This is a genomic window from Allorhizobium sp. nf9_anc (assembly GCF_056323085.1).
Map to the genome: position 1 here is coordinate 1 of NZ_JBWHZM010000003.1, position 14,872 is coordinate 14,872.

At 56.7% G+C, this 14,872-nt stretch carries 14 protein-coding genes; 6 read left to right on the forward strand and 8 right to left on the reverse strand.

Translation table 11 applies throughout. The features are described from left to right. The 3 genes from repA (at position 1) to repC (ending at position 3,655) form a co-directional block, all read left to right on the forward strand. A complete protein-coding gene (gene repA / locus AC02Y0_RS23435) occupies positions 1–1,215 on the forward strand; it encodes a plasmid partitioning protein RepA (RefSeq protein ID WP_102022175.1) in 1,215 nt (404 codons plus the stop codon). Then, on the forward strand, positions 1,212–2,225 hold the full coding sequence (gene repB / locus AC02Y0_RS23440; RefSeq protein ID WP_476384458.1) for a plasmid partitioning protein RepB: 1,014 nt from the start codon (positions 1,212–1,214) through the stop codon (positions 2,223–2,225). Before repA ends, repB begins: the two co-directional genes overlap by 4 nt. Before the next feature lie 191 nt (positions 2,226–2,416). Continuing rightward, a complete protein-coding gene (repC, locus tag AC02Y0_RS23445; protein ID WP_476384459.1) occupies positions 2,417–3,655 on the forward strand; it encodes a plasmid replication protein RepC in 1,239 nt (412 codons plus the stop codon). 104 nt (positions 3,656–3,759) lie between these two features. On the opposite strand, the gene AC02Y0_RS23450 is transcribed toward repC, so the two are convergent. The 4 genes from AC02Y0_RS23450 to AC02Y0_RS23465 form a co-directional block, all read right to left on the reverse strand. Then, complete coding sequence (locus tag AC02Y0_RS23450) at positions 3,760–4,383, reverse strand: helix-turn-helix domain-containing protein (protein WP_112635864.1); 624 nt, start codon at positions 4,381–4,383, stop codon at positions 3,760–3,762. Between the two features lie 172 nt (positions 4,384–4,555). Then, entirely contained in the window at positions 4,556–4,978 is a 423-nt protein-coding gene (locus AC02Y0_RS23455; RefSeq protein ID WP_476384460.1) for a hypothetical protein, read from the reverse strand. Next, entirely contained in the window at positions 4,975–5,346 is a 372-nt protein-coding gene (locus AC02Y0_RS23460) for a hypothetical protein (RefSeq protein ID WP_476384461.1), read from the reverse strand. Before AC02Y0_RS23460 ends, AC02Y0_RS23455 begins: the two co-directional genes overlap by 4 nt. Before the next feature lie 67 nt (positions 5,347–5,413). Beyond that, entirely contained in the window at positions 5,414–6,127 is a 714-nt protein-coding gene (locus AC02Y0_RS23465; protein ID WP_476384462.1) for a ParA family protein, read from the reverse strand. Between the two features lie 540 nt (positions 6,128–6,667). On the opposite strand from AC02Y0_RS23465, the gene AC02Y0_RS23470 reads away from it, so the two are divergent. From AC02Y0_RS23470 to AC02Y0_RS23480, 3 genes are read left to right on the forward strand one after another with little or no spacing between them, the layout of a single operon-like run. After that, positions 6,668–7,069, forward strand: coding sequence for a DUF6290 family protein (locus AC02Y0_RS23470; RefSeq protein ID WP_476384463.1), 402 nt, complete (start codon positions 6,668–6,670; stop codon positions 7,067–7,069). A gap of 3 nt (positions 7,070–7,072) precedes the next feature. Further along, the gene (locus AC02Y0_RS23475) at positions 7,073–9,550 is read left to right on the forward strand and encodes a relaxase/mobilization nuclease domain-containing protein (RefSeq protein ID WP_476384464.1); all 2,478 of its coding nucleotides are present in this window, start codon (positions 7,073–7,075) and stop codon (positions 9,548–9,550) included. Positions 9,551–9,556: 6 nt separating this feature from the next. Beyond that, on the forward strand, positions 9,557–9,763 hold the full coding sequence (locus tag AC02Y0_RS23480; RefSeq protein ID WP_476384465.1) for a hypothetical protein: 207 nt from the start codon (positions 9,557–9,559) through the stop codon (positions 9,761–9,763). Positions 9,764–9,770: 7 nt separating this feature from the next. Here AC02Y0_RS23480 and AC02Y0_RS23485 read toward each other — a convergent pair whose 3' ends face one another. From AC02Y0_RS23485 to AC02Y0_RS23500, 4 genes are read right to left on the reverse strand one after another with little or no spacing between them, the layout of a single operon-like run. Continuing rightward, the gene (locus AC02Y0_RS23485) at positions 9,771–11,858 is read right to left on the reverse strand and encodes a type IV secretory system conjugative DNA transfer family protein (RefSeq protein ID WP_476384466.1); all 2,088 of its coding nucleotides are present in this window, start codon (positions 11,856–11,858) and stop codon (positions 9,771–9,773) included. Further along, positions 11,855–12,877, reverse strand: coding sequence for a P-type DNA transfer ATPase VirB11 (virB11, locus tag AC02Y0_RS23490; protein WP_476384467.1), 1,023 nt, complete (start codon positions 12,875–12,877; stop codon positions 11,855–11,857). Before virB11 ends, AC02Y0_RS23485 begins: the two co-directional genes overlap by 4 nt. Further along, a complete protein-coding gene (virB10, locus tag AC02Y0_RS23495; RefSeq protein WP_476384468.1) occupies positions 12,858–14,069 on the reverse strand; it encodes a type IV secretion system protein VirB10 in 1,212 nt (403 codons plus the stop codon). Before virB10 ends, virB11 begins: the two co-directional genes overlap by 20 nt. After that, positions 14,069–14,836 carry a TrbG/VirB9 family P-type conjugative transfer protein gene (locus AC02Y0_RS23500; RefSeq protein ID WP_476384541.1) on the reverse strand — a complete coding sequence of 256 codons (768 nt, stop codon included), beginning with the start codon at positions 14,834–14,836 and terminating at the stop codon, positions 14,069–14,071. Before AC02Y0_RS23500 ends, virB10 begins: the two co-directional genes overlap by 1 nt. Between the last annotated feature and the right edge of the window lie 36 nt (positions 14,837–14,872).

The window sequence follows — 14,872 nt, forward strand, 5'->3', positions numbered from 1 at the left end:
ATGTTGCAGCCAGCTTCTCAGAGCGTCAGAGATACTGCGTCGAAGATCGGGGTCTACACCTCGAAACTCTCTGCGGAGCTGAACGATATGCGTGAGGCTGTCTATCCCCCATCTGCGCAGAAAACATTTGGCCGGACATTCTCAACCCTTGACCTAGTGAGGCTACTTAAGGTTCCGGAAAGCACTCTTCGCCAGTTGACGCTGGAAGGGAAGGGGCCTTTGCCCGAACGTGCAGAAAATAATAGGCGAACCTACACGATAGAACAGGTCAAGGAACTGAGGGCATTCTTGGCCGAACTTCGTCCGGACGAAGCTGGCGAGCTGCTTCCGCATCGTCGCAAAGGGGAAAAGCTTCAGGTAATTGCTACGGCGAATTTTAAAGGTGGTAGTTCCAAGACAACCACTTCTATCCATCTTGCACATTTTCTAGGGCTTCAGGGTTATCGGGTCCTGTGTCTGGATCTTGATCCGCAAGCATCAATGACTGCGCTATTTGGTATTCAGCCCGAGTTCGATCTCGGCGAGAACCAGACAGCCTATGCAGCCATTCGATATGACAATGAGAGGCGGCCGCTCGCTGAAGTGATCCGGCCAACCTATTTTCCAGGTGTCGATCTAGTTCCTGGCAATCTGGAGCTAATGGATTTTGAGTTTGATACCCCGTCCTATCTGACCTCGAAAACCAGAGATGACTTGGGTTTGTTCTTCGAGCGGTTAAGCAGTGCCCTGGCCCGCGTCGATGATCGATACGATATCGTTATCATCGACACCCCACCATCCCTTGGATACTCGACGCTCGCCGCTCTTTACGCAGCCACATCCTTAATCATTACCGTTCACCCGGCGATGCTCGACGTTGCATCGTGCAATCAGTTCCTGATCATGATCTCCGATCTATCGGAGGTGCTGGGGCAGTTTGGAGCAAAATTTGAGCATGACTTTTTCCGTTTCCTGCTCACCCGCGTGAACCCGAATGACGGGCCTCAGAAGTACATGTCTGGAGTCATGCGCCGATTGTTTGGTGATGATGTACTCGTTGCGGAGGCGCTCGAATCGACGGCAATCGCCGGCGCAGCGGTAGCGAAGAAGACCTTATACGAGCTCGAGTCGGGCGAGGTCGGTCGTGAAGCGTTGAAGCGTGCAATTGAGAGCGCTGATCGAGTTAACTCCGAGATTCTCGACCTCGTTCACAAAGTTTGGGGGCGTAGCACATGAAGAAAAGCATCCTTCAGCGAATGGCGGCAGCCGAAAGCCGGACAGAATCTACTGTGGTGTCGGACGCGTCTGACAAGCCCTCGCTGGCGCGGCGGCACTCTTCACCTGTCATTTCCAATGTGGGTCGAGCACTGACACAGCTAACAGAAGATAGTGTCATTTCACTCGATCCTGACCGTATCGACCGCTCCCCCTATAGAGATCGCTTTGGCAACGACGAAGATGCGGCCAAAGAGCTCGAGGCGCTTAAAGTTTCTATCGCAAGCGAAGGCCAAAAAATTCCGGTTCTCGTTCGGCCGCATCCGACGAAAGCGGATCATTACCAGCTTGCCTATGGTTACCGTCGATGGGCGGCGATCAAGGCCATAATGGCAGAATCGGATCGCCCGGAGACCATAAAGATTCGAGCGTATGTTCGCGAGCTTTCCGATCGGCAATTGATTGAAGAGCAATCGCTCGAGAATGGTGTTCGGGAAAACCTGACATGGATCGAGCAGGCAATGTGGGCAGTACAGCTCAAAAGTGCTGGCCTTTCCCATCGCGCCATGTGCCCAATATTGGGCGCTTCAGAAGCGGCAATATCGCATCTGTTCCGAGTGACGGATGCGGTTCCCGAAGACATCATTCTTGCGATCGGCAGAGCAAAAGGAGTTGGTCGGCCGAAATGGACCGCATTTGCCGAGTTGCTGAACGATCCGAGCAGCGCAGCACGTGTTCGCAAGATAATCGACACGGTCGAGTTTCGGGGCGCTGACAGCTCCAGCCGTATTGCCCAAGCGATACGAGCTGCAAGTTCTGCGGCAGACAAAGTGACTGCGGAACCAGCGGAAGAGATTGTTGACTTCGCCGTGGGTGACCGAGTTTTTGGCCGCATGAAGAGCAATTCGGCTGGAACTACGGTCTCAATCCCGAAGCAGGAACGCGCTTTTGCGCGCTGGTTGGCGGACCGAATGCCTGATCTTCTAAGCGAATACAACAGTCAGTCCCATCCAACTCACCAAGAGGTGTGATCGAGACACTCGTTAATTGGTCAAGAGGAGAGACCGCGACAAAAGAAAAAGGCCCCCAAAACGTTTCCGTCATGGAAGCCTCTCTCAATTCCTAGCAAGATCGAGAATCGCATTTCCATGAATCCCAGTCAAGAGTCTTTGGCATCGTTTTGGTGAGCGGATTTCTTTTGCCTGAAGAAAGGTGAAGGAATATGCAGACGGGAAATGTGACGACGCCCTTTGGGCGGCGGCCGGTTGTGCTTGCTCTTGTAAAGAGGCAGCTCCAGACGTCCGAGACGAAACCAAGCCGCCCGGTAGAAAAATGGAAGGTGTTTCGCGACGCCTGTGAGGCCCGTGAACGCCTCGGCCTCCAGGACAGGGCACTGACTGTACTCGACGCCCTGCTGACGTTCTATCCGGAGAGCGAACTCAACAGCGAGAATGGGTTGGTCGTCTTCCCATCCAATGCCCAACTCTCGGTCAGAGCGCACGGCATCACTGGAACGACCTTGCGGCGCCATTTGGCTGCCTTGGTCGAAGCCGGACTCATCCAGCGCAAAGATAGTCCGAACGGCAAGCGCTACGCTCACCGGGCCAAGGGTGGCGATATTGAGCAGGCCTTTGGGTTCGATCTTTCTCCACTTTTGGCTCGCGCTGCGGAACTGGCAATCCTGGCACAGGAAGTCGCTGCCGAACGCCTGCAGTTCAGACGAGCCAAAGAGGCGCTTACGATCTGCCGGCGTGATGTACGCAAGCTAATTTCCGCCGCTATGGAGGAGGGGGCTGACGGCAACTGGGAAGCTATCGAAGACATTTATGTCGGCATTGTCGGCCGACTTGCCCGCAATCCTGACCGTCACCAGGTGGAGGCAATTCTTGACGAGATGCAACTCTTGCGCACCGAAATCCTCAACCTTCTGGAAAATCAGTTAGATTCTCAGAATATGGACGGCAATGCTGTTCAAAATGGCTGCCACATACAGAATTCAAAACCCGAATCCATCTATGAACTTGAACCTAGCTCTGAAGAAGAGCAGGGCGGAGCCGTCGAGCTGGAAGTGGCACCCAAAGCGGTTGCTGAGCCGTTAGCAAAGCCGGAACAGATGAAGGCGTTCCCGCTGTCGATGGTCCTGAAAGCCTGCCCGCAGATTTCGGACTACGGGCCCGGGGGCACGATCTCCCATTGGCGCGAGCTGATGGCGGCCGCGGTGGTGGTTCGATCAATGCTTGGCGTCAGCCCGTCGGCCTACCAGGAGGCTTGCGAGGTTATGGGTCCTGAGAACGCCGCGGTTGCTATGGCCGCAATCTTGGAGAGGGCAGGGCATATAAACTCGGCAGGTGGATATCTTCGCGATCTCACGCGCCGAGCGAGGGTAGGGGAGTTTGGGCTGGGACCAATGCTGATGTCGCTGATGCGTGCAAATGCGAACAGCGACCGGAAAACGGGGTGAGGGGGAGTGCCGACGTACCAAGTTGTGGGCTCGATCGAATAGCCCACAGCGAAGAGGGATGGCGCGTTCCTAGATGGCCATCACTTGACGGCCCTTTCCGTTCTTCAATCGTCTGTCGGGGTTTCGACCTTGGATGATTTGCGACCTGGTGGCCGGCCCGGAGGACGGCCTTTCCTGCTGACTCTCGCCGCTTTTCTAGCCAGTCGTTGTCGTTCAGCCTCAGCTTGGGCTTCGGCCTCCGCTTCCGCTTTCTGCCGAGCTTCAAGGACATCCTTAGGCGTCAGTTGGCCAACTATACCGATCAAACTGCGTATGGTGTCGTGGGGAAGGTCATGAATGAGTCTGAAGAGTTCAACCCGATCGTCGGCCTCTTCAGGATTTTTTCCGTAGAGATGAGGTGCAGCGGCATGAACCATCTGCATCGGCAGAAACCCGAGGAGCTCGGAAAGGTGGATCATCCGAGAGACGGTCAGTCGCGAAATATTCAGTTCGTAGCGGCTATAGACCACTCGAGCGAGACCAGCCAGGGTCGCGAAATCGCTCTGGGTCAGACCTGTTTTCGCGCGTTCGTCCAAGAGGAATGCGGAAAGTTTTGCGTCAATCTCGCCGAAGCTGACTATGCCGTCGAATCCCTCCTTGCGGTACAGGGGTCTCTGGAAATCTGGATCTGTGGTCTCAACCAGTTCCCTCGATTTGATATAGTCGGATAGATTCCGCACCGTAGGCATTCCCTCAGTCCCCAAATCCGCCTGTGGCAGATATCACGCACCATATCGTGCCATTAAGGCACTGTCATCCTTCGCACCAGTTACAAAACCCTCACAAAATTGGGGGCAATGACGTCGGCATGGATCTCTTGGATGCGAAATGCGCAACTCAGAGGCGCGTTGTCCGTCAGCCTTAAGATTGACCGCGCGTATTCCTGTTCACCGCTTTCGCAGCAATCAGATTCCAGCCGTGGGCATTGGATTGAAAGACGCCTTCGAGGGTCCTCTCTTCGGAGACCCAACTCAACTTCACGCGCATTTCGCAAGCTAAGGAGACCTGGTCGATGCTGATGCATCTCGTGATCCGTATCTCAGACTTCGGTCCGTATGCCTCGAAGTCCCACATTGCAAACCGGAACAGCTCACGTTTGGCGCGATCGTCCGTTGGCCAGTCGGTTTGCTTGAAAGGCTCCGATGGAGCGGCCCTGAAACTGGGCAGAGTTCTTTTTATGGCGCTAATATCGATTCCGACCTCCTCGGCCGCTTTTGGGTTAATCAAAAATCCAAGGGTTGCCCCAAGCGCCACCCCGGCCAGGAATCGAAGGTCGAGAATCAATAACCATTGTCCTTCAGGAACTGGTCGATCGCGGCTTTGACGATTACCGTCATTTTCAAGTCGTTGTCAGAGGCTGCTCGCTCCAGACGCTTCTTGGTGTCGTAATCAAGGGGGCAGTTGACGAAGTGTTTGCTCTCCCGCGCTTTGTTCTGCTTGAGCTCCTGCAGTCGTATTCTGGACGCCTCACGCTCCAACGATTTGCTCGTCGCTCTCTCCCGGCGAGCCTCCGGTGATGGCAGGATCAAACTCGACCTTGGTGGCACCTGAACGTCACGAACTTTAGCGGGAGCTTCTTCGAGAGCGACCTCGGCCGGATGATCACTGGGCACCACATTTTCTGCTTCATGGTCTATGGCCGGTTGCGACATTGGATTGGGCACATTCCCCCGCGACCGTCGCGGTGCAATGGGAAAATCAGATATACTAGAAGTCCCTTTAGCCATTTTGCGCCCTCTTTTGCTCGTTTGGCAGGAAACGTTCAATTTCTTGCATCATGGCCATAACCTCACCCCGGGCCTTTTTGACAGGGTCGCTGAGCTCCAGCATTTGCAGTGTCCCATATCCGAGCCTGATGTCGCGATACGGGTTTCGCTCATAAAGCTCGGTGTCGAGGAGGTGTGAATCATATCCCTGCTCCTGCAGGTTTGCGATGAAGGGGCGGATCAGGCGGTAAGCTTCCAGTGAACGGCCGGGGAGAGTGATCCGGGTTCTAAAGTTGAGGTGAGGAATGTATTGTCCGCTCCGATCGCAGGCGTCAGCCACGTCCATTGCGGCCTGGCCAGCCGCAAGGATCTCGTCCTGATTTGGCTGGATCGGCGTCATAACGATCTGCGAGCCGGCGATGATTGTGTCCCGTAGTACGGTGTCTTGACCGGGTGAGTCGATCAGTACGACGTCAAACCCGGCGGTTTCGTTCTCCAGAATATGCTGAAGTGATGCGTTGGTTACCGCCGTGCGAAGCTCAATGCCGTTTGGCCTGTTGTCTTTCGCCTCGGAGCGGGACCACCACTCATTTAGGTTTTGTCGTCCGTCCGCATCAATCAAAAGCACTTGCTTACCATGAAGCGCATATTCCCCAGCGATCAGGATAACGGCGGTTGTCTTCCCCGCGCCGCCCTTGCCGCTTACCAGCGATATGCAGATTGCCATTTCACGATCCACTTCCAGTCTAACAGTGCACCCCGCCCCCTAGCAGTCCGACGAGTGCTCAATCGGTAGAGCCATATCGTCGTTAAGATCATAACATCGATGCGCAACTACCATGTGAATGCACGCAGGTTAAGATCAAAACGACCGTGTGAACACACGGTATCATGCTGTCATTAAACCACACGAATTAGTCGTGTGGTTTAGTCGAGTGCTCAGGTCGAGTGGGGAACCCCGGAGCCGCGTGAGGCCGTCTTTGGCGCTCGCACGGAAGGCGCAAGGGCGAAGAGCGAAGCGTCCCTTGTCACCTCGAGTACGAGGGACAAACAAAGGCCTTCAGAAGCGGTTTTGGCGGTGAACCCTGGTGGGCGTTCCAACGGAAATTAAGCGAAGCCAGCCAAGAGGTGAATTAGATTGAATTTGGAAGAAAGTGCTTTAGGTTAGAGGTGGCAGGATACGCAAAAATGTTTTACATTTTGCATTGCGATCGTGGGACGTGCCCACGATGAGGGTCGCTAAGCTCCGAAAAGGCTTGATTGATTGATGAGCGAAGACACGATCGAAGTACCGTCAGCCAAGCAACGCAAGGGGCGTCTCATCAACGTCCGCGTCAGCGATGCTGAGCATTCGGCTATCGAAGAAGCGGCCAAGTCGGCCGGTATGAGTGTGTCTGCTTTTTTCCGTTCGCTGCTCCTCGAGGGTGCTGGTGTTCGCCCAATTCTGACTGCGGAAGACAGGTTGATCATGGGCGCACTGCTCGAAGACATGCGGATGATCGGCATCAATTTGAACCAGGTCGCGCGCTCCCTGAATGCAGGAAAGGGTGTCCATCCCTCAGAGCTGGAGATCAATCTTGGCAACGTCCAACGGATTCAGGCGGCTGTAATGAGCGAGCTCCGGACACTTTCGCGCCGCGCCGGCCATGAGCGCCGAGGGGAGGTGTAGGCCGTGGAGTTCTTCTTTGGCACTTTCACAAGCGAGTGGGAGCAGAGACGCGCGGCGCTATTGCACGAAATGACGCTTGGCGGCCGTGGGAGCGCCGTAGAAGAAGAGCTTGAGAAGAGACTGAAAAATCTCCAGCACCAGGTTGGAATGTCAAAAGGCGGATCCGGAGCCAGGGGAGGCGGGAGGACTTCGGCATTCAACGCGTCATCCCCTTCGAGGTCGGTGGCTGCCGGTTCGGGTGCTGCGCGATCGATGGAAGTTCGTCTTGCGAGCGTTGCCAAAGGGAGCCAGCCAGCCGTGGTTAAACTGGCGTCCTACGGTGGTGGCGCCCGTGTCGGTTCGATGCTCAACTATGTTTCCAGAGGCGGGGAGCTGAAGGTTGAAAATGAGAACGGCGAGACGTTGCGTGGCCGTGAGGAGCTGGCGCGTCTCCGTGGCGATTGGGATCACCTTTTCCAGAACAGGACCGAGAGCCGCGATATCGGCGCGTTCAGCGTCGAGGTGAGCTTGTCCGGCGGCTCGGACCGACATGAGCAGGTGCGGGACATTCTCACCAGTGGCTTTGGTAATCGGCGCTATGCTTACTCTGTCGAAACCCAGAATGACGGATCGCTGACGATTGAGGGCTACGTTGTGTTGCGCAGCGGGCAGGGCGAGCGACTGACGGCGGACGCGAAGGCGGCCGACATCGTTCAGGAGCATTTTAACGCCAGCGCTGTTGCAAAAGAGGCCCCTGCGGCTTTCTCGTTCAAAGGCTATGGCAACGGCGTGGAATACGGCGCTGCCAAGTTGCGAGACCTGATCGCGCAGCGCAACGACGTTCGGGACGATCAGGGTCGCTCGATTGCCGATGACAAGGCTGCAGGCGATCTCGTGCAGAAGGAATGGCGGGATGAGCTGCACAGCCGCAAGAGCCGTGACGTGATGCACGTGATCATGTCGGCGCGTGCCGGCACGGATGCTGTTGCGTTTGAAGGAGCTGTTCGTGACTTCCTGGCTGAGCAGTTTGCGGGCCATCGGTACGTATTCGCTATGCACGATCCGGAGAACGATCCGAAAGAGGCAGGGGAGGGGGGCAAGCGGCCGCATGTTCATGCCCATGCCATCGTGACGATGCGATCGGAATCGGGCGATCGGATCGAGACGACTCCGGCCACCTTCCGGCAATGGCGGGAGGTCATGGCCGAGAAGGCGCGTGACCACGGCATCAATATGGAAATGACCGATCGCCGCGAGTTCGCTACGCCGCCAGCCTTCACGCGTAATCAGGTTCGCGCTGTCAAACATAACGGTCGTACCGAGCATGTAGGCACCAGCGAGCCGGCACAGGCGCGATATGACGCAAAGCGAGCTGATCGGCGCGTGGTGGCGACGAGCCAGAGGAGCCGCCAGTACATTCTAAAAGCTCAGGAGACCTGGCAGAAGATTGCAGTCAACGCCGGCGACACAGTGGTTGCGGCCTACGCCGCACAGCATCGCTCCTATCTCGAAAGCGGCGTTACCCAAGGGGATCAATCGCCTGCTGGTGCAGTCATTCATGCAGATTTCGGCGGTGATTACCGCTCCAATATGGTAGCAATCAGAGACATGTTGTCGGAGGCAAAGGACATGCGCGAGCAGACACGCCCAGAGTTCGAAGCGTACGAAAAGACGGTTGAAACGGCTCTGTTCAACCTTCAGCGCAGCGCTGGTTCAGAGGACCGGTCAGGCTTCGAAGAAGTTTCCTCCCTCGCTCGCGAGATCGTCGATCTGCGCAGGCAGATGCTCGAAATGAAGGAGCGTGGGCTTGATGAGCAGGATGGGCGAAACGCTGCTGGCGAAGTCTCCAAAGAAAGTGGTGCCGCGCCGGAAAGAACGGCATCTGAGGTGCAAGAGCAGACGAATGCAAACCACCAGTGGGAGGCAGCTGTTGCCAAGCATGGAGAGGCTGTCGTTGAGGCTGGTAACGATGCGATGGCAAATGTAGAACACTATCGCTCCGGCCTCGCCCATATCGAAACCGGCGAGCTCGGAGACGAAAACCGAGAGCAGTATGAAGAGGGCCTTAAGGACTCGCTACATCATGCAGCTCAACTCGCCGCTTCCGGAAACGGCTATCTCCGGGATGTTGCCAACGAGGATCCGGAACTGCGCGCGGAGATCGAGACCATTGAACGCAATGAAGAGCGTGGGGACGAAACCAAGTCAAACAAGCAGCCGATAACTGCGGATACTGCCGACGATCGCCAACGCGATCTCAGGGTGGACCTGGAAGAGGAACGTCCGATCGGGCAAGCGGAGCGTGAGGCTCACCAGCTCGCTGAGACGGTGGACGCTACTCAGAGGCAGCAGGATCGTGTAAACAGAGACAGGGAAGCGGCCCACCGGGCCGGCGAGACCACTCGGACTGATCCCGCGCAACAGCACATTCCTCGTCTTGAGGAGTTGGAGCGTGAACAGGTTGAACAGAGGGAGCGTAATCGGGACGACCGTGATCGCTAAAGTGTCATGCAGGACCACAACAAATTCATAGTGCAGGTCGATAACTCAAAGGCCGACGAAGCCGCTGGAAAGATGATGGTCGGCGCTATGGCCCTCTGCGCCCTGCTCTTCGGCGTGATGTATATCTTCCAAACGCTTGAGAGATGGTACAACTCCACGGCCCTTTGGTTAGCGGAGACAGGGAACTACCTCGCCAGCTTCTGGCCCTTCTGACCCTGGATTAGCGGCCGGCCTGTTCCATGATTGGATCAGGAACGGTCGCCGCGAATAGCTCTTCCAAGCTTTTCCTTTTGCGCGGTGATTTCCCCTCTGCCTCCCGATCGACCACCTCCTTGAGGCGGCTAACTCGATCATTGTGCGCTTTCTCAATCTCGTCCTCTGAGATAGGCATCGCGCGCTTTTCGCGAGCGGGCGCAGCTGCTTTTGCAGGTTCCACGGTGCCACCGGTGCTGACCTTTTTGCTTGTCAAAGCAGAGGGGTTCACGACGCGAGGGGGTGGGGTGGAGGCTGGTTGCTCCTTCGGAGTTTCCTTCTGCGCTGGCGCCTGCAGTGCATCAGCTTTGGCCTCCGTTGCGGGCTTTACCGCTTCCGCTTCTTCAGTCTGTTCCTGGCCTGCATTGGCATAGGCCGGCGTGGTCGCTGGTACGGGTTTGGGTGGCAGGTAATCGACAGTCGGGACAGTCGGAATGTGCGTCTGAGAATAGGCCTCGGCCTCCTTGAAGGGCTGCGTTTTGAAGAATCGCAGCTTTTCCCCAAAGATCGGCCGCTGACCCTCCACCAACAAGATCATCTTGTTCTCGGGCATCTGGCGCACTTCCTGCGGCATCATCAGGTCCCGATCGCGAATTTGCTCAACCTTTGTTCGGCGCGGGAGGCCCATAAGCTCAATGGTGCGCGATTCAGACTGATAACGGATGGTTCGCTTGCCAAGCGCACGGGAGGCGTACTCAGCCGTGGCCTGGTCATTGGCACCAAGAATGAGCTGATAACCGCAGTTGCCAAGAAGCGAATGTCGGGACGTCTCACCATAGATCTCATCCAGGTTCTTCAGGTCCTGGATGATGAAGGCGAGCTTGATCTTATAGCCGGCCACATAGGGCAGCTTCGTCATGATCTCGTCCATACGCTTCAGCTGGCGAAACTCATCCAGCAGGAAATAGACCGGCACGGAGTTGGGATCATGCTCAAGGGTGAGTATGTCCATCACCTGTTGAACGAATAGCGTCAGCAGCGGCCTAAGAAGCGTGATGTCGGTGATGTTCGGGGCAAGGTAGATTGTGATGGGGCGACGCTTCATGGATCGAAGGTCCATGTCGGTCATGTTCGTTGCGGCCACAACGCGTTCGTTCTTGAACGGCCTCATCGCCTTCTGGATATCAAGCAGTGCCGAGGCCGCGGCCCGATCCGAGAGAGACAGGTATGAATTGAAGCTCTCCATCGTGAACTTCGACAGATATGGCTCCTTCTCCTTGATGTACTTCATCAAGGCCTGCAGATCGGTCCCGCTGTTGAAGAAGGAGTTGATCTCGCCGAGGTTCCTGCGCCCTTTGTAGAAGGGGCTTTCGAGAACATAGCTGATGGCGCCGGCGAGAACCTGTTGAGCCGTGGCCTGCCAAACTGAATTCTCGGATTCGGTGTTTTCCGGCACAAGAATGCTGGCGATATTTTGAATGTCGGTCGTGCGATTGCCTCGCTCCGGACGAACGAAATCCAAGGGATTGTAGCTGTTGGTCGTCTCGGAACCCGGCGCGAACAGGAAGACCTGGCTGCCGTTGCGCTTCCGATAGCCGGCGGTAGCCTTGTAGAGCTCGCCCTTCAGATCCGTGACGATCATAGAGCCCTCGTGCATGAGAGCGTTGGGGATGACGTAGCCCGCGCCCTTACCGGATCGCGTCGGGCCAATAATGAGGTGGTGGCGATCATCATACGCGCGGAGGACGTTCCTCCCGATGCGGCCGAATATGTGACCTCGTCTGCCAAACCACTTCCCGCGCCGAAGGGTTGGAAGGTCCTGAAAGGCCGCATCCCCCAATGGATTGCTGGTAGGTTTGAGCCCAAGGTAAGCAATGAGGCCTGATACGAGCAGCGCGGACACCACGGAGCCGAGCGCGACCTTTTGAAGGGAAGGGGAGGAGCTATAGGCCCAGAACTGCTGAATTGGCGCGAATGGGTTTGAGGTGATTGTCGCCTCGAGGATCCTACCGTCACGGTAGAAGAGCTGAAGCCCCGCCCCGTACGCCAGCATCCAGACTGCAAATGCGATCAACAGGCAGAAGAACAGATAGAAGGCCTGTAGACCTTTGCTCATGATGCATCCCGTACGAAGTAGATTTCGGAGACCCCGCGCTTGCCGCCTTCCCGCCTGAGCTGGATCACGATCGGAATGACCATTTGGATGTAGGACATCAGATCCTGCTTTGAGTAGCCGGCGGACATGCCGGACTGCTGCATCATCATGGCAAGCTGCTCGTACGCGCCGAGCGGCGTATCGGCGTGAACTGTTGACATGCTGCCTGGATGGCCGGTGTTGATGGCACGAAGGAAGGAAAAGGCCTCAGCTCCACGAATTTCGCCAACAAAGAGGCGATCCGGCCGCATTCGAAGCGCCGATTCAAGGAGGTTCTGAATCGTCACGTTTGCGGTGCCTTGCCCACCCTTGGAGGCGAGCAGGTGGACCGCGTTCTTCTGTGGTGGGAATAGCTCTCGAGTGTCTTCAAGCGTCAGGATCCGCTCATTCAGGTCTACAGAGTTCAGGCACGCATTCAGAAACGTGGTTTTTCCCGACGACGTGCCGCCACTGATCAGGATCGAAACCCGCTTCGTGATGGCCGTGTGGATGAAGTCGTAGATCTTCTCCGCGCGTAGATAGGCGATCAGCTCCCGATCCACGTCGCTTAGGCCCCCGACAGCAACCGAGACTTTGTCGAGAGAGCCGTTGTCACGGTAGTCCTGCAGAGAGAAATTCTGCACAACCTGCTTACGGATCGTGATCGACCCACCGTCAGGTGCTGCGGGCGGCAAGACAACCTGGATACGTTCGCCGGTCGGCAGTGCTGCGCTAAGGATCGGATTAGCGGCGTTGAGGAACTGCTTTGTTGCTGCGGCAACCCGCTCGCCAATGTTCTCGATCTCGCGTGCCGTCAGAGCATCGATTTCATGATGCTCCATGTGATCAGCACCGAAGCGCTCAACATAGACCTGGCCCGGCCGGTTCACTGCAATCTCAACCACCTTCGGGTCATCGAGAAATTGCCTGATGGGCTCCAAAGACCGGTTCAGGAAATAGTGGGGATCATGAGCCGTCGTGTTACCTACCATAACGTTCACGTTTGATCTCCTTCATCGCTTCCGTGACAGGATCGTCGTACATGGCGCTGAAATCGAGGTCCTGGCGAACATACACGAAGATCCGCTCGCCTTGAGGTACGCTGATCGTTGGCGGGATCCTCAGATTTTCGGCCAGGACCGTGTTCGCCATGTCGCTGAAGGTTTGCGCGATCGTCTCGCGCGCCAATTCTGCGCCTCTTTCGGCGTCATCGTTTCCGGAGCTGGAGTCGCTACCGTATCCGGTGAGATAGCTTGCGCCACCCCCGACAATAGATAGCAGGATCGATGCACCAAAGCGCTCACGGAACTTGTTGTCGACATGACCAGTCAGACCCGATCGACCGAGGCTGTCCGTTCCGATGGAATTCAGGCGCACCGACACGCCGTCATCGCGGATGAGCCTCGTCCACACGACAAAGACCCGCTTCTGCCCCCGCGTAACTTCGGACTGATATTCCCCGATCAACCGTGTACCTGTCGGGATCAGCACACGCCGGCCATCGAAGGAGTAGACATCCTTGGATGTGATGGCCCGGACCTGCCCCGGAAGGTCGCTGACGATCGCCGTTTCCAAGATGCCGGGGATCAGCGTGCCCTCCGGAATCATCGCGTCGATCCGCTCAATCTTTCGCGCCTTCGCGGAACGGTCCCCGATCGCGCTCGCTGACGACAGGTATTGGCTGTTGCGATCCTCGCCAGCGACGGTCAAAGGCGTGCCGCTGTTCGAGCCATCCAGCGAACCATTCGCGGCGCCGCCTAAGTTCTGGTCAAGCGTAATTAGCTTCGACCGAAACCGCTCCGGAAATACCTCTTCGGCGGGCGGGGGAGCGCTTGCCGGTTGAGCTACCTCGGGCGGGGGAGGCACGTTAAATTCTGTAACGTCGACCGGCGGAGCTGGCGGCGGAGGCGGTGGAGGCGGGAGTTCTAAAACCGGCTGTTCTGGTGGTGGGGGAGTGGGCTCCCCATCGCGCACAAAGCCAGGCGGCCGAAAAGTCGTTGTCCGAAATTCCTCTTCACTTTGCGGGCTCTCAGGCAGGTTTTCGCCGGACGTGGCCAGCACCAGGTACGCGGCGAAGACACCAGCGAGCAACAGAGCGGCCATGCCGACCCTCTGATTGCGCTTCACGTTGCGATTGCTGATTTCGGCCTCGTCGGCCGCCGCCATAGCGTCGAGTTCAGGGCTGCGCTTCATTAGTTGCCGCTCCTCCTGCGTTTGCTGGCATCAGGATCCTGTTTCGGAGCCATGATGTCAGGGTCAGGTGCTGCAAAGTCCGGCTTGCGGAGGTTGAAAATGCACGTCCACTGGTTTCCGTCCCGGAGCGTGTATTGCGTCGCTACGCCGTCAACGACGATGTATTCGCCTTCCTTGCGGAAGTTTCGCAGGGTCTCGGAGAAGTCGGATTGGACGGCAAAAATGGCCGGCACAGTCCCTCGGCCGAACTTGAAAAAGGTCTTCTTGCCGTCATCGAACACCATTGTCGGCTTCAGTGCCGCGTCGCCCGAGAAAGAGTAGTCAATGTTGACGTTCGCTTTGTCGATGCTCGAAATGTTCGGGTTGGCCGCCCGAAACTCAGCCTCCTTCCGCAGAGACTCGTTCAGGTTCTTCTCCGGATAAACGAACCGAATGCCGAAGACCTTTTTCCCTGCTTCCGGTGCATAGTCATTGAGCTCAAGGAAGTAGATCCTTTTTGAGGTCACCACGTTCATGTTTGTGGAGACGTCCTTGGCTATTGGCTTGACGAAAAGGATGTTGCCCTTTTCGGACGGGGCAACCTGCCAACTGTCGGTGTCGCCAAGCGAAATCGTCTCAAACTTCTCATCTTCGTCGAAGATGATCATCGTTGAGATGCCGTAGGTCGCAGATACCTTCACGACGTTGTTCGGCTGATAGACGACACTGGTCACACGCGCATCCAGACTGCCAGGGCGGGGCTGTTGCGCCGCATAGGCTTGGACCATCGTGAGAGCGGCGATCGACGCCGCCAAAGGCAAGCC